The 21,771-nt window shown below is 66.4% G+C and carries 17 protein-coding genes; 11 read left to right on the plus strand and 6 right to left on the minus strand.

All coding sequences use genetic code 11. The features are described 5' to 3' along the window. Nucleotides 1-21 precede the first annotated feature (21 nt). Nucleotides 22-903, minus strand: a complete 882-nt coding sequence (locus tag K3M67_RS17385; protein ID WP_198162993.1) for an HpcH/HpaI aldolase/citrate lyase family protein — start codon at nucleotides 901-903, stop codon at nucleotides 22-24. 33 nt (nucleotides 904-936) lie between these two features. Next, nucleotides 937-2,103 (minus strand): acyl-CoA dehydrogenase family protein, encoded by a 1,167-nt coding sequence (locus K3M67_RS17390; RefSeq protein WP_285833579.1) that lies wholly within the window; start codon nucleotides 2,101-2,103, stop codon nucleotides 937-939. 161 nt (nucleotides 2,104-2,264) lie between these two features. Between K3M67_RS17390 and K3M67_RS17395 the strand changes: the two genes are divergently transcribed. Further along, on the plus strand, nucleotides 2,265-3,440 hold the full coding sequence (locus K3M67_RS17395) for a CaiB/BaiF CoA transferase family protein (protein ID WP_285833580.1): 1,176 nt from the start codon (nucleotides 2,265-2,267) through the stop codon (nucleotides 3,438-3,440). A gap of 140 nt (nucleotides 3,441-3,580) precedes the next feature. Continuing rightward, on the plus strand, nucleotides 3,581-4,966 hold the full coding sequence (locus K3M67_RS17400) for an aromatic ring-hydroxylating oxygenase subunit alpha (protein ID WP_066863763.1): 1,386 nt from the start codon (nucleotides 3,581-3,583) through the stop codon (nucleotides 4,964-4,966). Nucleotides 4,967-5,015: 49 nt separating this feature from the next. Here K3M67_RS17400 and K3M67_RS17405 read toward each other — a convergent pair whose 3' ends face one another. Both K3M67_RS17405 and K3M67_RS17410 read right to left on the minus strand, forming a co-directional pair. Then, a complete protein-coding gene (locus K3M67_RS17405) occupies nucleotides 5,016-5,930 on the minus strand; it encodes an acyl-CoA dehydrogenase family protein (RefSeq protein ID WP_285833581.1) in 915 nt (304 codons plus the stop codon). Further along, nucleotides 5,930-7,075 (minus strand): acyl-CoA dehydrogenase family protein, encoded by a 1,146-nt coding sequence (locus K3M67_RS17410; protein ID WP_285833582.1) that lies wholly within the window; start codon nucleotides 7,073-7,075, stop codon nucleotides 5,930-5,932. Before K3M67_RS17410 ends, K3M67_RS17405 begins: the two co-directional genes overlap by 1 nt. Nucleotides 7,076-7,239: 164 nt before the next feature. Between K3M67_RS17410 and K3M67_RS17415 the strand changes: the two genes are divergently transcribed. The 4 genes from K3M67_RS17415 (at nucleotide 7,240) to K3M67_RS17430 (ending at nucleotide 11,956) form a co-directional block, all read left to right on the plus strand. After that, nucleotides 7,240-7,554, plus strand: a complete 315-nt coding sequence (locus K3M67_RS17415; RefSeq protein ID WP_285833583.1) for a Rieske (2Fe-2S) protein — start codon at nucleotides 7,240-7,242, stop codon at nucleotides 7,552-7,554. 124 nt (nucleotides 7,555-7,678) lie between these two features. Next, nucleotides 7,679-8,863 carry an acyl-CoA dehydrogenase family protein gene (locus K3M67_RS17420; protein WP_285833720.1) on the plus strand — a complete coding sequence of 395 codons (1,185 nt, stop codon included), beginning with the start codon at nucleotides 7,679-7,681 and terminating at the stop codon, nucleotides 8,861-8,863. After that, a complete protein-coding gene (locus K3M67_RS17425; protein WP_285833584.1) occupies nucleotides 8,860-9,816 on the plus strand; it encodes an acyl-CoA dehydrogenase family protein in 957 nt (318 codons plus the stop codon). Before K3M67_RS17420 ends, K3M67_RS17425 begins: the two co-directional genes overlap by 4 nt. A 25-nt stretch (nucleotides 9,817-9,841) precedes the next feature. After that, nucleotides 9,842-11,956 (plus strand): hypothetical protein, encoded by a 2,115-nt coding sequence (locus tag K3M67_RS17430; protein ID WP_285833585.1) that lies wholly within the window; start codon nucleotides 9,842-9,844, stop codon nucleotides 11,954-11,956. Nucleotide 11,957: 1 nt separating this feature from the next. Here K3M67_RS17430 and K3M67_RS17435 read toward each other — a convergent pair whose 3' ends face one another. Continuing rightward, nucleotides 11,958-12,971: an aldo/keto reductase gene (locus K3M67_RS17435; protein ID WP_066863767.1), complete on the minus strand. Its 1,014-nt coding sequence runs from the start codon at nucleotides 12,969-12,971 to the stop codon at nucleotides 11,958-11,960. Nucleotides 12,972-13,128: 157 nt separating this feature from the next. Between K3M67_RS17435 and K3M67_RS17440 the strand changes: the two genes are divergently transcribed. Then, entirely contained in the window at nucleotides 13,129-14,040 is a 912-nt protein-coding gene (locus K3M67_RS17440) for a dienelactone hydrolase family protein (protein ID WP_285833586.1), read from the plus strand. Then, on the plus strand, nucleotides 14,037-14,204 hold the full coding sequence (locus tag K3M67_RS17445; RefSeq protein WP_285833587.1) for a hypothetical protein: 168 nt from the start codon (nucleotides 14,037-14,039) through the stop codon (nucleotides 14,202-14,204). The genes K3M67_RS17440 and K3M67_RS17445 overlap by 4 nt, the downstream gene beginning before the upstream one ends. A gap of 65 nt (nucleotides 14,205-14,269) precedes the next feature. Here the strand turns inward: K3M67_RS17445 and K3M67_RS17450 are convergent, their stop codons facing one another. After that, nucleotides 14,270-17,047, minus strand: a complete 2,778-nt coding sequence (locus tag K3M67_RS17450; RefSeq protein WP_285833588.1) for a glycosyl hydrolase 115 family protein — start codon at nucleotides 17,045-17,047, stop codon at nucleotides 14,270-14,272. 324 nt (nucleotides 17,048-17,371) lie between these two features. Here K3M67_RS17450 and K3M67_RS17455 point away from each other — a divergent pair, with 324 nt between their 5' ends. From K3M67_RS17455 to K3M67_RS17465, 3 genes are all read left to right on the plus strand, one after another. Continuing rightward, nucleotides 17,372-18,460 (plus strand): glycoside hydrolase family 68 protein, encoded by a 1,089-nt coding sequence (locus K3M67_RS17455; protein WP_285833589.1) that lies wholly within the window; start codon nucleotides 17,372-17,374, stop codon nucleotides 18,458-18,460. Further along, nucleotides 18,457-19,374: an ROK family protein gene (locus tag K3M67_RS17460; RefSeq protein WP_198162994.1), complete on the plus strand. Its 918-nt coding sequence runs from the start codon at nucleotides 18,457-18,459 to the stop codon at nucleotides 19,372-19,374. Before K3M67_RS17455 ends, K3M67_RS17460 begins: the two co-directional genes overlap by 4 nt. Nucleotides 19,375-19,518: 144 nt before the next feature. Further along, nucleotides 19,519-21,627 (plus strand): alpha-galactosidase, encoded by a 2,109-nt coding sequence (locus K3M67_RS17465; RefSeq protein WP_285833721.1) that lies wholly within the window; start codon nucleotides 19,519-19,521, stop codon nucleotides 21,625-21,627. Nucleotides 21,628-21,771 lie beyond the last annotated feature (144 nt).

Raw genomic sequence — 21,771 nt, forward strand, 5'->3', positions numbered from 1 at the left:
AATGGACAGGTGCAGCGCGTGTCACGGCCCGACCTGCCGCAAGAGTTGTTCGGCGCGGCTAAGATGCGGACGATCGAGCATTCCCCCCTTGTAACCGATCGTGCCGACCCCCGGATGGGCGGCGAACAGATCGACGATGGCCTGCGCCTCGGCGATTTCATCGGTTGTGGGGGAGAAGGCCGCGTTGATCACGTCCACCTGCGCCGGGTGGATCGCCAGCATTCCGCGATACCCGTCGCGACGGACCTTTTCAGCCCTACTCTTCAAGCTGTCCAGGTCGCGAAAATCGCCCTGGATCGTCTCGATCGCGGCTACCCCGGCGGCGGCGGCGCCCAGCAGGCAAAGGCTGCGGGCCAGTTCATAGGTGTAGCCATAGCTGCCGTCGGCATTCCGATTGGAACTGGCGCCGATCGAATCGGCCAGATCCTCCGCCCCCCAGCTGAGCGCGACGACACGCGGCGCGCCCTTGTAGTCGCCGGTATGGAACATGGCCTCGGCCGTTTCGGTCACGAGCACGATCAGCGGGGTCGATCCTTCCGCAATGCCGTTCGCCACCTCCAGCGCGGACAGATAATGATCCAGACGCTCGACATCCGATCGTCCATTGGCCTTGGGCAACATGATGCCGCCGGGCCGGGCCGGCATGATCGCCGCCAGGTCCGCCAGCGTATGCGGCCCATCCAGCGGGTTGACCCGCACCCACAAACGCTCCAGCCCGTCCCTCGTCCGCAGGAAATCGTGGATCATTTGGCGGGCGAGAACCTTGTTCTCCGGCGCGACCGCATCCTCCAGGTCGAACAGCGCAATATCGGCGGCGCTGTCGGCCGCCTTCGCCATCTTCTTTTCGCTGTCCCCCGGCGCGAAGAGCCAGGAACGCATCTTGGTGGGCGGGGTCACGGACATTCGGTCAGGCACCTTTTTAACGAAACGGGGCAATCAGTAGGATTTTGGCAGATCGAGCACTTTTTCCGCCAGGAAATTCAGGATCATGTGCGGGCTGACCGGCGCCGTGCGCGGAATCAGCACTTCGCGCAGCAATCGTTCGACATGATATTCCTGCGCATAGCCCATGCCGCCCAGGGTCAGCATGGCGGTATGACAGGCCTCGAACGCGGCCTCCGCCGCCAGATATTTGCCGGCATTGGCTTCCACGCCGCAATCCTCGCCCTTGTCGAACTTGGTCGCCGCCTGCATCACCATCAGGTTCGCCGCCTCGAGCTGCGCCCAGCATTTGGCGAGCGGATGCTGGATTCCCTGGTTCATGCCGATCGGCCGGTCGAATACGATCCTTTCGCGCGCATAGCGGGCGGCGCGCTGGATCGCGTTGCGGCCAATGCCGATCGCCTCGGCGCCCAGCAGGATGCGCTCAGGGTTCAGTCCCTTGAGGATGATGCGGAAACCCTGTCCCTCCTCCCCGATCCGATCCCCTTCGGGAATGAAAAGATCGTTGATGAACAACATGTTGGATCCAACCGCATGGCGACCCATCTTGGGGATGAGCTGATGTTCGATACGATCCCGATCCAGCCTGGTGAAGAAGAGCGAGAGACCATGGGTCTTGTTGGCCACCTCCTCCAGGGGCGTCGTCCGCGCCAGCAGCATCATGCGGTCCGCGACATGGGCGTTGGTGATCCAGATCTTCTCGCCATTGACGCGATAGCCGCCCTCGACCCGCTCAGCCCGCGTCTTGAGCTTGGTCGTATCCAGGCCGGTATTGGGCTCGGTCACGGCGAAGCACATTTTTTCCGCGCCCGACAGGACAGGCGGGATCATGCGCTGCTTCTGCTCTTCGGTCCCGAAAAGCGCGATCGGCTCCAGGCTGAACACCGGGCCGTGGATGGTCGATGCCGCGGTCATCCCGCCGCCCGCCTCGGCCACCGCCTGCATCATGATCGCGGCCTCGGTAATGCCAAGACCCGCGCCCCCGACCGATTCCGGCATGGCGACGCCCAGCCAGCCCGCACCGGCCATCGCGGCATAGAAATCATCGGGAAAGACGCCGTCCCGGTCGCGCGCAAGCCAATAATCGTCGGGAAACTGCCCGCAATGCTGGAGCACATTTTCGCGGATACTCCGCTGATCTTCGGTCAATGCAAAATCCACGGACGCTTCGCCTCTGTTTCTCTCCCGATCCGCGTCGGGGGTATCAGCGGCCAACGGAGCGCACAATCGGACGCCCGCGACATATCGGTGGGGCGAAGCGGTTGCGCGTGGATTTCTCCGCCTTCCTATCCTAGCCCCGATGCATGGAACAGGAGAGCGAAATGAACGCAGGCACCGCCGGGGGCGGCCCCTTGTCGGGCATCAGGGTGGTCGACCTGACCTCCATGGTCTTCGGCCCCTATGCGACGCAGATCATGGCGGACATGGGCGCCGACGTCATCAAGATCGAACCGCCAGACGGTGGCGACGCGACCCGCTACATCAATGCCGGGCCGACGCCCGACCTGGGCGGCGTGTTCACCAATGTGAACCGTGGCAAGCGCAGCGTGGTGCTGGACTTGCGGCAGGAGCCCGATCGCACGACGCTGCGCCGGCTGATCGCGACCGCCGACATCTTCATCCATTCCATGCGCGGCAAGGCGATCGCCCGGCTGGGGTTCGACTATGCCGCCGTCAGCGCGATCCGCCCCGACATCGTCTACACCAATTGCTATGGGTACAGCCGTCGCGGTCCGGATGCCGACAAGCCCGCCTATGACGACACCATCCAGGCAGAATGCGGCATTCCGCACCTTCAGGGCCTGATGACCGGCCAGCCCGATTTCGCCGCCACCATCATGGCGGACAAGGTGTCGGGGCTGACCGCGCTCTATGCCACGATGATGGCGCTGTTCCATCGCGAACGCACCGGCGAGGGGCAGGAAGTGGAAGTCGGCATGTTCGAAACCATGGCCTCCTTCATGCTGGCCGAACATGCGAGCGGGATGATGTTCGACCCGTCGCTCGGGCCGGCCCATTATCACCGCGTCGTGGCGCGCAACCGCAAGCCCTATCGCACCAGGGACGGCTATGTCGCGGCGCTGGTCTATAATGACAAGCATTGGAACGCCTTTATCCAGGCTGTCCAGCCGCCCTGGGCCAGCGACGCCTTCGATACGCTGGCCAAGCGGGCGAAGCAGATCGAACGCGTCTACGGGCTGCTGGGCGAGACCTTCCTGGAACGGACGACGCAGGAATGGCTCGATCTGCTGGAGCGGCTGCATATCCCGGCGGCGCCGCTGCGCACCACCGACGAACTGTTCGACAATCCGCATTTGAATGCCATCGGCTTCTTCGAATCCGTCGAGGCGCCCTATGGCACGGTGCGCTATCCGGGCGTGCCGACCTGGTTCTCGCGCACGCCGGGCCGGGTGGCCGGGCCGACGCCCCGACTGGGCACGGATACGCAGGATGTGCTGGCCGAACTGGACCGGGAATATCCGGTCGTCCCGGAATGAATCGATCAGGGCCTCCCGCTCCATCGGCACGGCGATGAAGCAGGCCGGCCGGCCGTTCATCCTTGAACCGCCTTCGCCAGTCTTTACGCTCCGGTGCCCAGGACAGGATAGCGACAGGGTGAACCATGGCGGAGGATGTGATGACCAAGGCGCGCGACGTGCCCTTCGAGGTGAACGATCCCGAGCGCATCCCCACGCCGCGCTACTATGACGCCGATTTCTACCAGCAGGAGGTCGAGCATCTGTGGCCCCATGTCTGGCAGATGGCGTGCCGGGTCGAGCAGATTCCGGAGATCGGCGACTGGATCGAATATAGCAATCTCGGCAAGTCGGTCATCATCGTGCGCGGGAAGGACGGCATCCGGGCGTTCCACAATGCCTGCCGCCATCGCGGTGTGCCGCTGACCGAAGGACCGCACGGCAATTGCAAGGGCAAGGGCTTCATCTGCCCCTTCCATGGCTGGCGCTGGAACAGCGAGGGCAAGAACAGCTTTGTCTACGGCCGCCATATGTTCAGCGAGCGGCAGCTGGACGAGGACGACCTAGCGCTGCGCCCCTGCCGCAGCGAGATCGCGATCGGTTGCGTCTTCATCAATTTCGATGACGATGCGCCGTCCCTGCGCGACCAGCTGGGGCCGCTCGCGGCCGGGCTCGACGCTTACCATGCCGACAGGATGCGCGCCGAATGGTGCTTCGGCACCGTGCTGCCGGCCAACTGGAAGATCGCGATGGAAGCCTTCATGGAAGGCTATCATGTGATGCGGACGCATCCGCAGCTGCAACAGAAGGTGCCGATCCTCTACAACAGCATGTACGGCATGGATACGGGCGGGATCGGCGTGCCGATCAACATGCATCGGTCGATGAAGGAAAATATCCAGGATCAGGTCGACCATATGCAGTTGCTGAGCGACGGCATGGCCGGCATGTGCCACGCCAAGGATGTCGCGGTCGCGCGCACGCTGGTCGATGTCGAACTGCCCGAAGATCCGCAGCAGGCGATCATGCACTGGTTCGGGATGGTCAACCATTGCGTCACCGAAGCGGCACGCGTGCGCGGCGAACCGGCGCCCGACCTCAACCGCATCGCGATGGAAACTCCGGTGAAGGCGGTCGAGTTCATCTTCCCCAACTATTTCCTGCTGCCTTTCCTTTCGAGCATGGCGGCCTATCGCATCCGCCCGCTGGGACCGGAAAGCTGCCTGTTCGAACTCTGGTCGCTCACTCATTTCCCCGAAGGCCAGGAACCCCCGCCGGTGATGGAGACGGTGATGCTGCCACATGACAGCGACCGTTTCCCGCAGATCCCCCGGCAGGATTATTCCAACATCCCCATCCAGCAGAAGGGGCTTCACGCGCAGGGCTTCGACTTCATGCGACTGTCGAAGGATATCGAGGGGCTGATCAGCAATTACCAGCGGATCATCGATGGCTATCTGAAGGGCGCGCCACGGGAAAGCCTGCTCGCCGCGACACAGAAGCTGGCCGGCAATTTCGACGGGCCGATTCTCGACCTGGGCCTTTGACCCCGCGGGCGGCGGGCGGCTCGGACCATCTCCGCGTCGCCCGTGCCGCTTATCCCCACAGCGCCTCGGCGGCGACCAGCGCCTGCCCGCCGCGCCCCCCAAGCTCCCCGATCAACGCCTTCAGCCGATAGGTCCACAAATGGAGCGGATGCTCCAGCGTCATACCCATGGCGCCAAGGAACTGGTGGAAGTCGTATACCGCGAGGCGCGCCGATTCCTGGGCGTGCAGCGCCGCCAGCGCGGCGTCCGCCGGATCGAGCGTGGCCGCCGCCTTCATCGCCAGCCAGTGGACGCCATTGGCGCGCACCTGCGCTTCGGCCAGCCGGTGCCGCAATGCCTGGAAGGTCGCGAGCGGCCGGCCGAATTGCTGGCGATCGGTCACATGCGCGACCGTGCTGTCCAGCGCCGCGCCGAGCAGGCCCGCAGCCTCCGCCGCCAGCGCGATGCGCCAGCGAGTCAGCACATCCTGCGGCGAAAGGGCCAGGCGTGCGCGATCGACGGGCGCGGCGACCAGGTTGCCCATCGGATAGGCGTGGAGTGCGTCGGGTTCGGCGCGCACCTGATCCGCGGCCACGATGAAGCAGGACACGTCGGAGGCACCGACCATCAGCACGGTCGCGCCGGGCGCGAGAAACCGGATCGGGCGATGTTCCCGACCCTCCTCCACCAGGCAGAGCGGCCGGGGCTTGTCATCCCCCAGCAACGGCCGGACGACCGCGCTGGCCGCCGCCTCCACCGCCTGCGGCAGGCGCGCCAGCGCCGCGACGACCAGCGCCGCCGTGACGATCCCCAGATCGGGGTCGAAGCCGACGTCGAAAAACCCTCCCTCCGCAAGCGCCCGGTCCAGCGGCGCATCGGGCAAGGCAAAACCGGCGTCATGCAGGGAAGCCGCGGCGAAGGGCCGTGTCAGGCTGTCGATCGCATCGAGAATGGCGACCTGATCGTCGCTCAGCGCCAGATCCATCAGCGCGGCTCCCTGGGCAGTTTGAGAATATCGGTGGCGATGATGTTGAGCTGGATTTCCGCCGAACCGGCCGCGATGCCGGCGACGATGCCGCGCTGGTGGTGCATCTTCAGATAAGGATGGGCGTCCGCCAGCGCTTCGGGCAGATATTCGACGACGAACTCACACACTCGCCGCTCGGCCATCACCGTCGCGAACCGGGCGGAACTGGATTCCGCGCCGATCCGCTCGCCCTTGGCGCGACGGTCGATCAGGGCATAGCTCGCCATGCGGGCGGCCTCGCACAGGGCGGCCGCATGGGCCGCCTCGATCTTCACCGCATCGCCGCGCCAGTCACCCAGCATCCTGAGTTCCGCCACGGCCCGGTCGAGCGCCGCGCGCGCGAGCGCATAGCGCGGTATGCCGAGCCGCTCGTTGGTCAGCGAATAGGCGATGATCTCCCACGCCTGGCCTTCCTCGCCCAGAAGCGCTGAAACCGGCACGGTCACATCGTCGAAAAATACCTCATGAATATCGCCCTCGCCGATCAGCGAGGGGATCTGCCGCACGGTTATGCCGGGCGTGTCCATCGGCACCAGCAGGATGGATATGCCCTTCTTGCGATCGTCACTGGTCCGGCAGACCAGGAAGCAGCTGTCCGCCAGGCCGGCATAGCTGGTCCAGATCTTCTGCCCGTTGACGCGATATGTCTCGCCGTCGCGCACCGCCCGTGTTCGCAGCGACGCCAGGTCCGACCCGGAACCGGGTTCGGAAAAGCCCTGGCACCAGAGCGCCCGCCCCTGCGCGATCGGTGGCAGGTAGCGCGCCTTCTGCGCCTCCGACCCATAACGGATCAGGGTGGGGCCGATCCAGTTGACGTTCATATACTGGCCGCCGCGTGGTTCGCCCGCGATCCACATCTCCTCGGCCAAGATCGCCTGGTGCCACGGATCAAGGCCCAGCCCGCCCAGCGCGACGGGCCAGTGCGGGATCAGCAACCCCTCCTCCGCCAGCCTGCCGCAAAAGCCCTCCGCATAGCGGGTGAGCGCCGGCGACGCCGGACCATGCTGCGAAAAACGCTCCCAATCCTCCGGCAGCCAGTCGGCCAGCAGATCGCGCAGTCGCTGGCGAAAGCCAGCCTCTTTCTCTGTCCACTCAAAATTCATCGCATCGCTCTTCCGGCATGGCGCATGTCTCCGGGTACCCAAAGCCCGGCGCCGAGAACAGGGCAGCCCCCAAGAGAACGCCCCGGTGATATGGCGCGGCGGGGCTTGGACAAGGGATGCTCGGCGCGAGAATATCGGCGCGACCGACAAGGACCAGACCGCCGATGACCGACATCCGCTACACCCCCCTCGCCCGGCTGGCGGACGTGCCGAATGGCGCGACAAAGGCGGTGGAAACGGACGGCCGCTCGATCATGCTGTGCCATCTCGAGGGGAAGGTTCATGCCCTCGACAACCTATGCTCTCATGCGCAGGAACCGCTCGCCTGCGGCCGGATGCGGCTGGGCTGGATCGCCTGCCCGGCGCATGGCGCGCGCTTCGATCTGGAAACGGGCGAGCCGCTGACCGGCCCTGCCACGGAGCCGATCGCGACTTATGCGGTGCGGATCGTGGACGGCATGATCGAGGTGGCGCTCTGAGCCGCGCGGCAATCTTCATCGCCTTGCCGATATCGCGCGCCATCCGGCGCGTCGGCCATCGCAATTGGCGCCCGGCCGACGCACAGAGGCATGAACGAACGAGGAGAGTGGCAGCTTGACCGACATGGCGGCTAATCTGCGGCAGGAGGTGCGGACCTGGCTTGCCGATCATGCGCCCAGGGACTGGCGCGCCCGCAGCACGAGCGAGGCGGCCTTTCTGGAGCTGCAACGCAGCTGGTTCGCCGCGCTGGTGGAGGGCGGCTATGCCGTGCCGCACTGGCCCGCCGGATGGCCCGGCGGCGGCCGCAGCCTGGCCGAGCAGAAGGTCATCTACGAGGAATTCGCCCGCGCCGACACGCCGCGCCTGCTCCTCTCCTTCATGTCGACCTATCACGCCGCCTCCACCCTGTTCGAATGGGGCAGCAAGGCGCAGCAGCAGCGTTACATCCCCCGCATCCTGGAAGGCGAGATATGGTGCCAGGGCTTTTCCGAGCCCAATGCCGGATCGGACCTTGCCGCGCTGCGGACCCGCGCCGAACGGCGCGACGACGTCTATGTGGTGAACGGCCAGAAACTCTGGTCGACCATGGGCCAGTTCGCGGACAAATGCCTGCTGCTCGTGCGGACGAGCAGCGAAGGCGCCAAGCAGGCCGGCCTCACCTATTTGTTGCTGGACCTGCGGGCGCCCGGCGTCACCATCCGCCCGATCCACCAGATCCATGGCGACGAGGAGTTCGCCGAACTGTTCCTCGACAATGTCGAGGTGCCGGTGGCGGACCGGCTGGGCGAGGAAGGCCAGGGCTGGACCGTGGCGCAATCGACCCTTGCGTCCGAGCGCGGCCTGACCCTGCTGGAACTGAGCGCCCGGATGAAGGGCGCGCTGTGGCGGATCGCCGACCTCATCCGCGCGGCGGGGCGGCAGGAGGATGCCGGCATCCTGCGTGATTTGGGCAAGCTGGCGACCCGCGTGGACGCCACCTGCGCGGTGGCTGACCAGTTCCTGGCCAACCGCATCGCGGGCGAGGAACGGGTGGGAGACGCCTCGATCGTCAAGCTCGCCTATGCCCGCACGCTGCGGGTCTTCACCGATCTGGGGGTGCGGATCGGCGGGATCGACGCGCAATATCATGCCCCGATCACCTATGGCGGGGGGATGGAAACGGGCAACTGGATGGCCGATTTCATGAACAGCTATGCCTGGACCATCGCAGGCGGCAGCGACGAGGTGCAGCGCAACATCATCGCCGAACGTCTGCTCGGGATGCCGCGGGAGCCGAAAGGCTGGACGCTGCGGGAGGATGCAGCATGAGCATGACCCGCACCGAATTGCAGGATGCTGCGATACGCGCCTTTCCGCCGGCCGACCTGGTACCCGACGCCGATCGCAGCTGGACCATGATCGCGGAGATGGGCTGGCTGATGATGGCCGTCCCGGAGGACCAGGGCGGCCTGGGGCTGGGGCTGGAAGCCGTCGGAGTGGCGCATCAGGCGCTGGGCCGCGCGTTGGTGCCGGGTCCGGCCATCGCCCAGATGCTGGTGATTGAGGCGCTGACCGCAACCGGGCAGGACGCGCTGCTCGAACGGGCGATGGCGGGCGAGGTGATGACGGCGCCCCTGGCCGATGGAGCCACGGCAGTGCTCGATGCCGACCGGGCAAGCCATATCGTGCTGACCGACAAAGCGCGCATCCTGCTGGCGCCGATCGAAGGCTGCACCGTCACGGAACGGCCTACCTGGGACCGGACCAGGCGGCTGTTCGACGTAACGGTCGCCGACGATCGCGCGATCCTGCTGGTGGCGGGGGCGGAGGCGGCCGCACTGGCCGACCGGATCGCCACGCTGCGCAGCATCGCCCTCACGGCCGATTGCCTGGGCGGCGCGGAGGCCGCACTCGCGATGACGATCGACTATCTTCAGACCCGGCGCCAGTTCGATCGTCCGCTGGCGCTGTTCCAGGCGCTCAAGCATCGCGTCGCGGACATGAAGACCGCGCTGGCGGCGGCCGAAGCGCTCTTCTGGGCGCGCGCCGAGGATCCGGCGGCGGACCGGATCGCGATGGGCGCGCTCAAGGCCCATGCGGCAGGCGTCTATCGCCTGATCGCCGAGGAGGCGATCCAGCTGCACGGCGGAATCGGCCTGACCATGGAGCATCCCTGCCATCTCTTCCTCAAGCGGGCGATGCTGAACGCCGTGCTGGGCGGCGATGCGGATCACTGGCACGCGGAAGCGGGGCGACGGGCCATGACGGCGGCGATCGCCTGACAAGGATGGAAGGAGGGGACCGGACATGAAGGCGCTGGCGACTGCTGCGACATTGGCCCTGTTGATGGCGGGATCGACGGGCGCCGCCTCCTCGCCCGTTCCGCCGGCCCCACCAGCCTCCCCGTCGGTGGAGGACGCGCTGTTCGCCCAGCCCTATATCGACAAGGATGAATGGCACGACGCTCCCGTCCGTCACCGCTACGTCCATGGCGGGTTCAAGGGCACGCAGACGCGCTTTTCCTTCTATTTCCCTGAGCCTGCCCAATATCAGGGCCGCTTCTTCCAGCATATCACGCCGGTTCCCGACAGCGAGAACAACGCCCAGCTTCCAGGCACGCCGGAAGAGGACAAGATCGGTTTCGCCATCGCATCGGGCGCCTATTTCGTCGAGACCAACGGCGGCGGCCGCGATCAGGTCGGGATGCCGGGCAAGGGGGTCGATCCGACCATCGCCGCCTGGCGCGCCAATGCGGCGGCGGCCCGTTATTCCCGCGTGGTGGCGCAGTCCATATATGGCGGCAAACGACCCTATGGCTATGCCTATGGCGGCAGCGGCGGCGGCTTCCGCACGATCGGTTCGATCGAAAATAGCGACGGCGTCTGGGACGGGGTGGTGCCCTATGTGATCGGATCGACCATGGCGATCCCCAACATGTTCACCGTGCGGATGCACGCGATGCGTCTGCTGAAGGACCGTTTCCCGCAGATCGTCGATGCCGTGGAGCCGGGCGGCAGCGGCAATCCCTATGCCGGGCTGAACGCGAAGGAGGCGGCCGCCCTGCGCGAGGTTACGCGCATGGGGTTCCCGACGCCCTCCTGGTTCGGCTACCGCACCATGGGCGTCCATGGCTTCGCCGCCCTCTATCAGGGGTTGGTGATGGCCGATCCCACCTATTTCAACGATTTCTGGACCAAGCCGGGCTATCTGGGCTTTGACGATCCCCATGGCTTCGATGGCGCGCGGGTGCAGCACAAGACCGCCATCGCCGCACCGATCAGCGCGGCGGAAGCGGCCCGCATGGGTCTCTCGACCAGCGTCGTCGACGGTCGCAAGGATGGCGGCGTCGACAATGCCTTTGCCGCCTTGCAGGGCAACGAGGCCCAGCGGATCGTCGCCTATCGCCTGTCGAGCGCCCCGCCCAGGGTCGATTTTCTCGGCGGCGACCTGGTCGTCGCATCCGGCGCGGGCATGGGCAAGCGGCTGGCGCTCAGCCGGATCGAGGGTGATATCGCGATCCTGGGCGTGACCGACCCGGCGCTGGCAGCCAGCCTCAAGCCCGGCGATGCGGTCCAGGTCGACAACAGCAACTTCCTCGCCGCGCAGACCTACCACCGGCACCAGGTGCCGGGGCCGGACTTTCCGGTCTGGGATCAGTTCCGCAAGCCCGATGGCCGGCCAATCTATCCCCAGCGTCCCATGATCATCGGGCCGCTCTTCGTCCAGTCCACCGCCGGATCGCAGCTGACGGGCCGCTTCAAGGGCAAGATGATCATCGTCGAAAATCTGTGGGACCGCGAAGCCATGCCCTGGCAGGCGGACTGGTATCGGCAGCGGATCGCCTCGCATCTGGGCGCGGCGACCGACGATCATGTGCGGCTCTGGTACACCGATCACGCGCTGCACGGCGACAGCAGCCGACAGGAGGATCCGACCCGCACGGTCAGCTATCTCGGCATGTTGCAGCAGGCGCTGCGCGATCTGGCCGCCTGGGTGGAAGAGGGCGTCGCGCCTCCGGCCGGCACCGCCTATCGCATCGCCGATGGCCAGGTGCTGGTTCCGGCGGACGCGGCGGCGCGCAAGGGCATCCAGCCGGTCGCGACCGTGACGGTCCGGGGCGGCGACATGGCGACGGCGAGGCCGGGGGAGCCGGTCGCGTTCAGCGCAACCATCGCAGTTCCGCCGGGTGCCGGAAAGATCGTCTCGGCCGAATGGGACTTCGAGGGCGACGGCCGCTTTCCGGTCAGCGCGCGCCTTCCGGCCGGATCACCATCGAGCGTCCGGCTGACCGCGCGGTACGCCTTCACCCGGCCAGGCGTCTATTTCCCCGCCCTGCGCGTCGCATCGGAACGCCATGGTGACAGGGCAACGCCCTTTGCGCGTATCCAGAATCTGGGACGCGTCCGGGTCGTCGTGCGATAGGCTATTCCAGCGGTTCGCCCGGCCAGGTCTCGGTATCGATCTGCGCCTGCGCGGCCTTGGGGTAGCGTGGCCCCGACACCGCCTCGAAGGTGAAGAGCGCGTCCACCGCCGCCAGCGTCTCGGCGGAGAGGTCGAAGGACAGCGTCGCCAGATCCTCGTCCAGATGGGCGATGCTGGTCGTACCGGGAATGGCGACGATATTGGGGCGGCGCGACAGCACCCAGCCCAGGCTCAGTTGCGCCATGGTGCAGCCCGCGTCCTGCGCGATCGTCCTGAACTGCGCCGCCAATTCCAGATTGCGCGCGAGGTGCGGCGCCTGAAAACGCGGCATGGCGCCGCGAATATCGCCCTTGGGCACGCCGTCCGGTCCGACCCCGCCCGCCAGCACGCCACGCGCGACCGGCGAAAAGGCGACGAAGCCGACGCCAAGTTCCACGCAGGCGTCCAGCACCGCGACTTCGGCATTGCGCGTCCAGGGCGAATATTCGGTCTGCATCGCGGCGATCGGATGGACGGCGTGGGCGCGACGCAGCGTCGCGGCCGACATTTCCGACAGTCCGATCGCGCCGATCTTCCCGGCCTCGACCGCGCGGACAAGCGCGCCGACGGACTCCTCGATCGGCACATTGGGGTCGAGCCGATGGAGATAATAGAGATCGATATGCTCGACCTTCAGCCGCCGCAGCGAATCCTCCAGCGTCGCGCTGATCGCATCGGGCGATCCGTCGAGGCCGCGCTGCCCGTCCTTGCCCCCCAGCACGCATTTGCTGGCGAGCACGAATGCGTCGCGCCGGTCCATCAGCGTGCGGCCCAGCAGTTCTTCATTGGCGCCAAAGCCGTAGAGCGCGGCGGTGTCGAAGAAATCGACCCCGTGGTCGAGCGCATGGAGCAGCAGTTTTTCCGCCTGCCGCGGTTCCGGCCGGGGCAGATAGGCATGGCTGAGATTCATGCAGCCAAGGCCGATGGGAGACACGGTGAAAGGGCCGATGGCGCGGCGCGACGGCGAGACAGTCATGAGAAGGCGATGATCCTGTTTCCGATCGGGGATGCCACGCCATAGCGAGGCTTGGCCGCCGGTTCCACCCATCATGCGCGCCGGGCGATCATGTTTGGCTGGACAAGCCGGCGACGGACAGGAAGACTGGATCAAGGCCGGCGAAGGAGAGTGCCCCATGCCCAGTGAATCCGACACGCCCTCATCCAGGCGCGCCGCCGATTATCCCCGCGCCGTGCTCGACCTGTTCGACGCCTATGTCCATGGGACGATCGACCGGCGCGGCTTCCTCCAGCAATGCGCGATCCATGTCGGCGGGACCGCTGCCGCCACCGCGATGTTGACCACGCTCAGTCCCGATTTCGCGCGCGGCCAAGTGATCCCGCCCGACGACCGGCGCATCGCCGTCAGCCATGTCGACATCCCGTCGCCCAGGGGCAACGGCACGATCCGCGCCTATGTGGCCCGACCGGTGGGCAGGGCCGACGCCAGGCTGCCGGTGATCCTCGTCGCACACGAAAATCGCGGCCTCAACCCACATATCGAAGATATTGCACGCCGCCTGGCCGTTGACGGCTTTCTCGCCGTTGCGCCAGACGCCCTCACCACATTGGGCGGCTATCCGGGCGACGAGGACAAGGCGCGCACGATGTTCGCGACGCTGGACCGCGCGAAAATCCAGGAGGATTTCATCGCCGCGGCTGCACATGCGAAGGGGATGGCGGGCGGCAACGGCCGCGTGGGCGCTGTCGGCTTCTGCTTCGGCGGCGGCATCGCCAACCTGCTGGCCGCGCGCGTTCCCGACCTGCGGGCGGCCGTGCCCTTCTATGGCAGCCCGCCGCCGATCGAGGAGGTGCCGGCGATCAAGGCCGAACTGCTCATCCACTATGGCGGCAATGATGCGCGCACCAACGCCGCATGGCCCGGCTATGAAGAGGCGCTGAAGAAAGCCGGCATCCGCTATCGGGCCTTCATCTACGACGGCGCCGAGCATGGCTTCAACAACGACACCACGCCGCGCTTCGACAAGGCCGCCGCCGATCTCGCCTGGGCGCGGACGATTGCCCTGTTCCGGCGGACGCTGGGATGAGCGCAGCGCCGGTTACGGCCGGAAGGTCGGTCTTACCGGCCTGGGCGCAGTCGCCGCTGACCGGAATTTCGGAGGCGCTGCTGTCCCCCGATGGTAAGGCGCGTTGGTCGCAACCGTCTGGTCCGCAACGCACCCATGGCGTGACCGTCGGCGTCGACTATTGACGTCCCAAAGGGTCGCATTCCGCCCCGCCGGTTCGGCGGCGGGATATTTTTCTGACCGTTCCCGCTCAGGACAAGGGCGGCGCGCCATAGAAGTCGGCCGCGCCGTCCAGCCGGACGTCGATCCGGTCCAGCAGAAAGCCCGGATCGAGCGCATGGACTCGGATCTCGTGCCTGCCCTCGGCCAGTTGCGGCAACGCGATGCCCCTGAAAGCCATATTGCCCAGGACATTGCGCTTCCAGTCCTCGCTGCGCCCGTGCGTTTCGAAATCCAGTATCCGGACCGGGCCGTCATCGACCTGCACCGCCAGACGCAGGCCGTTGGCGGAGGTCAGCGGATGGACCGGAACGGCGACGACGCGCAATTCCGCCCCGGCCTCGTTTCCCGTCTCGAAGACATAGCGCAACGGCTGCGTCTCCCCCGGCGCATCCCGCGACGGAAGGTTCAGTTTCGCGCGCAAGGCAGCCTGCCGCGATCCAAGCCCGGGCACGACTTCCCAATCCTCGTTCATCGCGGCCGGCGACGCCGCGGTCAGGGAAATGGTGCGATCGATCTCGACCGGGGCGGCGGCGTGCCCCGCACGGATGAACCGCCCCGCGACGGCCAGGCGCCTGCCGCCACATTCCAGCGTACCGAAATTGATCGCGCCGCCGCCGTCATAGGACAGGATGATCCGCTGCTGAAAGCCGTTGGCGGCCGTCAGTGCGCCATGTGTCGCCTCGGCCACGATCCCCTTCTGGTCCGCCAGCCGCCACTCGCCGTCCATGCCCCAGCCATGCACGGTCAGCGCGTGGCGCGCCGGGCGCCCCTCGACGAAACTCAGCTCGGCCACATCCAGCCCGCAGCCCGCCTTCCGGGGAAAATCCGCCTTGGGAAAGACCGGCCGGGCGAAGACCGGCAGGTCGCGGGGCGCCATGTTCATGATGCCGCGCCACTTGCCGTCCCGCTGGTCATTATAGGCCGCCGTATCCGCGACAATCCGGTCATGCGCGGCCTCCGCCTCCTGCGCCAGCCGGTTGGCGACAGGCCGGCCCTGCCGGGCATGGAGCGCCGCCAGATCGAGCTTCAGATTGCGCTCGTTCATGCTGGCCGCACCCCGCACCGGATAGAGTATCAGCTGGAAATAGGCATCGCGCCGATCCGCCGGGATGCGGGCCGCCATCGCCTCCGCCCGTGCGACCAGATCGGCATAGCGGTCGATCCGCCGCCATGCCTCGCTTCCGCCGGTGCGGACATGATCGCCGATCCGGATCGGCCGCGTGGGTTCGACCTGGCTGAAACCCATGAACTCCGGCCGCCGCTCCCAGGCCAGATCATAATAGTCCGTCATGATGTCGGCGATGCGGCCCGCCAGCGGCGCGTCGAACTGTCTCGCCAGCCATGTTTCCATATGGGCGCGCGCCCTCTGCCCGAACAGCTCGTGGTCGAACGCCAGATCGAGGAAATATTGGGTCAGATATTCGGCCGGCTTGATGTCACCCACATTCAGCATCCAGATGCGGCGCGCCTCCATCTGCCGGGCGCGCTCCATCTGTTCGCGGATCAAAGCGGGGTGGGTGGTGCCCAGCCAGAGATAATCATGCGGACGCCCCCAGTAGGAAACATGATAATAGACACCCGACCCACCCCGGCGCGCCCGTTCCTGCTCGGTCGGCAACTGGCTGATATAGCCGTAATTATCCTCGGGCCAGACCAGCGTGACATCGTCGGGCACCTTCAGGCCCAGCCCGTACAGGTCCAGCACCTCCTTGTAGAGCGTCAGGGCCTGCGGCACCTGGTCCGCCGGCTTGCCCTGGGCTGCGGCCAGCAGGCCGCGCTGCACGCCGATTGCCTTGGCGAGCGCATCCCGGGCGATACCGGGCGTTGCGGCCCCCTCCATCTCGGAATCATGCTTGCCCCGCAGCCCGACGGTGTAGACATTCTCGAACGGCGCCACCTCCACCGCGCGGACGCGCCAATACTCGATCATGGCGTCGCGATTGGTGAAGAAGTTGAACGCCCCCCGCGCCCTGTCATCCCATTCGCGGACATTATTGCGCATCATCGGTTCGGCATGGGACGTGCCCGCGACGATCGCATGATCGCGCGCGGCCTGCGCATTGCCCGCAATCTGGTAGAAGGGCCGGGTGCTGTCATGCATCGCCGGCCAGATGAAATTGGCCTTCAGCCGCCACATCAGTTCGAAGATGCGGGCATAGGTCTTGGGCCCGATATCGCCCGTCTCCGGCTCGAATGTGCGCGCCGCCCAGGGCTGCAATCCCCAATCCTCGTCGTTGAGGAAGATGCCGCGATAATGGACAGATGGCGCCTTCGACAGGCGATGGCCGCCATCGACCGCCAACCTTTTCCGCCTCTGCGGCGCCACGTCCGCCCACCACTCCCAGGCCGAAACGCCCATCTCGCGCGTCAGATCCACCATGCCCCAGATCGCCCCGCGCACGTCGGACCCGGCAATCACCAGATACTGGCGGCCCGGATGGCTGCGAGAGGGCACGAGGACCCGGACATGACGCTCCCACTCGCCATTCAGCGAATCAAGATCCAGCCCACTGTCCCGCACGACCGCATCCATCACCGCCGATCCCCTGTTCCCGATGACAATGCACAGGGTCGCGCAATCCTGCAGGTCCGCCGACCGGCGCGGAGCGATCCCCGTCACTTTCAGCAGGTCGCGGGTAAGCATGGCCGCCGCCAGTTCCAGCGGCCTGTCATCGGAATGGATCACCGTGGCGACCTTCCGGCCGTCGAACAGCAGCGCCTCGCGGGCGGATGCGGGCGTACTGCTCAGCAAGGCCACGACGCTCAGGGCGACGCCGATCCCGCGCCTGACAACTGCTTCCTGCATCCCCTGTTTCCCTCTGCTCGTTCGGCATGGACTGCCAATTCAAAAGCTAAAACACTTCATATACTTTCTCAATGTGAACCGACATTCCACATGATAAACTTTCAGGGTGGCCAGGCGATCGCCACACCGACCATGCGCCACATGTCGGTGCCGAACTTCAAAACATATGTTGCAAACGTTTGCCTAATGCCTTATCGCGCTGTTGGAGCAGATTGCGAACGGCCGCTCCCCGGTCCGTATCCAGCCTGATTTCCACCTTGGGGGAGGATGTCGCCAAGACTGCACGCTTGGGGGCATCCTCCTCCCCACGAGAGGACGCCGTCTATGGCCACAGACTGGACCGCCGCGCATGTCGGCGCGATTTCCGCCGCTCCACCGGCTTCGCAACTGATCGACGCCGGGGATTTCACGCGCATATCGCCCGCTATCGACATATGGGACGCATGGCCGGTGCAGCAGCGCGACGGCACGCCCCTCGTGCTGCAGGACGGCGTCCAGTTGTGGATGGCGCTCGCGGCACCCCATTTCGCCGATCCCGATGAACGCCATGGCCATGCGCGCATCCATCTTTTTCGACATGAAAACGGGCGCTGGGACCATCTTGGTCCGGCGATGCCAGAAGGCTTCTCTCCCGGCAGCCGGGAATGGTCGGGTTCGGCCATATTCGACGAGGCCAGCGCTGAAATCATCCTCTACTTCACCGCCGCCGGCTATCGCGGCGAGACCGAGCCCGGCTTCGCCCAGCGCATGTTCAGTGCCCGCGCCCGCCTGGCGGATGATGGCCGCCTGACCGGCTGGCACGCCCTGACGGAAGTCATCCCGACCGATCCCGCCTTCTACATGCCGACCAGCGGCGGCGGCCAGATCGGCACCATCAAGGCGTTTCGTGATCCCGCCTATTTCCGCGATCCCGCCGATGGCCGCCATTATCTGTTCTTCGCCGGGTCGCTGGCGGGATCGCAGTCCGCCTATAATGGCGTCGTCGGTTTCGCGTCCGCCCCGGCGGACCAGCCCGATCGCTGGACGATCGCGCCGCCGCTGATTTCGGCCGACGGGCTGAACAATGAACTGGAACGGCCGCATGTCGTCCATCATCAGGGGCTATATTATCTCTTCTGGTCGACCCAGCGTCATGTCTTCAATCCCGATGCGGCGACCGGCCCGACGGGCCTGTACGGCATGGTCGGCGATACGCTGGCCGGACCCTGGCGGCCCATCAACGGCAGCGGCCTGGTTTTCGCCAATCCGCCACAAGCGCCTGCACAAGCCTATAGCTGGATGATATTACCCGATCTGTCCGTCACCAGTTTCGTGGACGACTGGGGCAGCGGGACGGAACGCCGGTTCGGCGGCAGCTTCGCGCCCTTTGTCCACTTGCGGCTGGATGGCGACAAGGGAGGCCTGGTGTCATGAATGCAGCGCCGCTGCTGGCGGGAGTGGAATTGGGCGGGACCAAGGTCTTCGTCCTGCGCGCGCGCGGACGCGAAATTTTCGAACGGGAGACGATCGCCACCACCACGGCGGACGAAACGCTGCCTGCCGCCGCCGCGATCCTGCACCGCTGGCAGGCGGAGGAACCGTTCGCCGCGCTGGGCATCGCCTCCTTCGGACCGCTGCGACTGGATCGCACCGCGCCCGACTTCGGCCATATGCTGCCTACGCCCAAGCCGGGATGGGTCGGCGCGGACATCTTTGGCGCCTTGGCAGGGGCCCTGCCTTGCCCCGCGCGCATCGACACCGACGTCAACGGCGCCGCTCTGGCGGAATGGCGCTGGGGCGCGGGCGCGCAATCCAGCCCGCCGTCGGACTGTCTCTGCTACCTCACCATCGGCACCGGCCTGGGTGGCGGCTTCGCCATGCAGGGCCGACCGCTGCACGGCGCGATGCATCCGGAACTCGGCCATATCCAGATCCGTCGCGCGCCGGGCGACGATTTCGCGGGCGCCTGCCCTTTCCATGGCGACTGTATCGAGGGGCTGGTCAGCGGCCCGGCGCTCGCCAGGCGGTTCGGCGCGCCCGGCGACCGGATCGCGGCCAACGATCCCCGCTGGGATCATGTCGCGCATGACATCGCCCAACTGGTCGGCACCCTGCTGCTCACCACGGCGGCGCGCCAGATACTGATCGGCGGCGGCGTCGGCATGGGCCGGCCGGAGCTGATGGACAGGGTGCGGGCCAAGCTGCTAGCGCAGCTCAACGGCTATCTGCCGTTCGTTACCCCGGACAGCATCGCCGCGATCGTCCGCGCCCCGGCGCTGGGCGATCAGGCCGGACCGCTCGGCGCGGTGGCCCTGGCCTGGAGCGCGCTGGAAGGCGTACCGGAATAGCCGGCCCAACAGACAGGACAACATAGGAAGGCGGAAACGAGGATGCGGATCGGACAGAGCTGGGCGATGACGGCCATGGCCATGATTTTCCTGTCGCCGGCGGCGGGCTGGGCCAAGGTGACGGCAAGCGCGGACGGGCGGACCATGCGGCTGGACGGCGGCGGCGTCACCTATGCGGTGGGCGTGGACGAAAAGGGCTATCTGCAACCGCTCTACTGGGGCGCCGCGCTGGATGCCGCCGCGCCCCTCGCGGCCAGGGCGCCCGGCGAATTGTCGGGCTTCGACCCGGCGGGATCGATCACGCCCCAGGAATATCCCGGACAGGGCGAAGGGCTGGTGAGCGAACCCGGCATCAAGGCCGTGTTCGCCGACGGCAATCGCGACCTGGTGCTCAAATATCGCGGCCACAAGGTCACGGGGGAGACGCTGACCGTGGAACTGGCGGACATCCGCCGGCCGCTGACCGTCACGCTCCGCTACGCGATCGACCCGGCGACCGGCATCCTGTCCCGTTCCGCCAGCGTCCGCAATGGCGACAGCCGGCCGGTCCGGATCGACCAGATGGCTGCGGCCACCTATATGTTGCCCACGGGCGACGATTATCGTCTCCATTATCTGACCGGCCGCCACGCCGCCGAATGGTCGCAGATGGCCGTGCCCGTCACCCCCGCCCTCACCGTACTGGAAAGCCGCCGCGGTTCGACCGGACATGGCAACCAGCCCTGGTTCGCCATCGGCCGGGACGGCAGGACAAGCGAAACGAACGGCCCCGTCTGGTTCGGCGCGCTCGCCTGGTCCGGTTCCTTCCGCATCGCCGTGGGGGCCGACAATCTGGGCCGGGTACGCATCAGCGGCGGCTATAATCCCTATGACTTCGCCTGGTCGCTCAGGCCCGGAGAGACGCTCGAAACGCCCGTCATCCATAGCGGCTATACCGCCGGCGGCATGGGCGACGCGTCGCGGCGCTTCCACGCCTTCCAGCGGGCGAATATCATTCCCGGCGGGACCGGGGCAAGGATTCGCCCGGTCCTCTACAATAGCTGGGAAGCCACCACCTTCAACGTGACCGAGGCCGGGCAGATGGCGCTTGCCGAAAAGGCGGCAAGGATCGGCGTGGAGCGTTTCGTGGTCGATGACGGCTGGTTCGGCGCGCGCGACGATGACAAGGCGGGGCTTGGCGACTGGACGGTCAACCGCCGGAAATTCCCCAACGGGCTGAAGCCGCTGATCGACCGGGTCAAGGCGCTGGGCATGGATTTTGGCCTGTGGGTCGAACCGGAAATGGTGAACGTCAACAGCGACCTCTATCGCGCGCATCCCGACTGGGTGCTGAACTTTCCCGATCGGCCACGCACCGAGGGGCGCAACCAGCTGGTGCTCAACCTCGCCCGCACCGACGTGCGCGACCATCTTCTGGCCGTGCTCGACCGGCTGGTCAGCGAAAATGACATCGCCTTCCTCAAATGGGACTATAACCGCAACTGGACGGAGGCCGGCTGGCCCGAGGCCGCAGCGGGGGACCAGCAGCGCTTGCAGGTCGAATATGTCCGCAATCTCTACCATATTCTCGCCGAACTGCGCCGTCGCCATCCGGGGCTGGAGATCGAGGGCTGTTCGGGCGGCGGCGGCCGGATCGACCTTGGCATCATGGGCCTGACCGACCAGAGCTGGACCTCCGACAATACCGATCCCTATGACCGCCTCCTCATCCAGGACGGCTTCACCCGCGCCTATGCGCCCTCGATCATGATGGCATGGGTCACCGACAGCCCCAATTGGGGCAACGGCCGGGAAACGAGTCTCGACTATCGCTTCCTGTCGGCGATGCAGGGCAGCCTGGGCATCGGCGCCAATCTGGATCATTGGCAGGACGCCGACTTCGCGACCGCGCGCAAGTGGATCGCGGCGTACAAGAGCATCCGGCAGACCGTCCAGCGCGGCGACCTGTATCGCATCGCCTCACCCCTGCCCGGCACGGCGACATCCGCCACCGTCTATGTCTCCGCCGACAAGGGTCAGGCCGTGCTCTTCCAGATGCTGCACAGCTCCCTGTTCCGCGACAATGTGGCGGCGATCAGGGTCGAAGGGCTGGACCCCGCGCGCCGCTACCGGGTGCGGATGCTCGACGGCGCGGTGCTGCCGGACGGCGTGCCGGCCCAGGCGAGCGGCGCCTACTGGATGGAACAGGGGCTGAAGGCGAAGCTGAAGGGGGATTATAAGGGCGCGGCCTTCCTGTTCGACGCCGTTCGCTAGTGGATTGATTTTGACATTTGCATCCCTTGGCGGCCGGGATCGGTCTGCAAATGTCAAAATCGTAAAATCCACTAGAATCCATGATTTCCAGTGGTCCTGAAGAGTCTGACATTCGACTGTAACCTGGGTTCAAACGGTATCGAA

It is taken from the genome of Sphingobium sp. V4 (genome assembly GCF_029590555.1).
Taxonomy (GTDB): domain Bacteria; phylum Pseudomonadota; class Alphaproteobacteria; order Sphingomonadales; family Sphingomonadaceae; genus Sphingobium.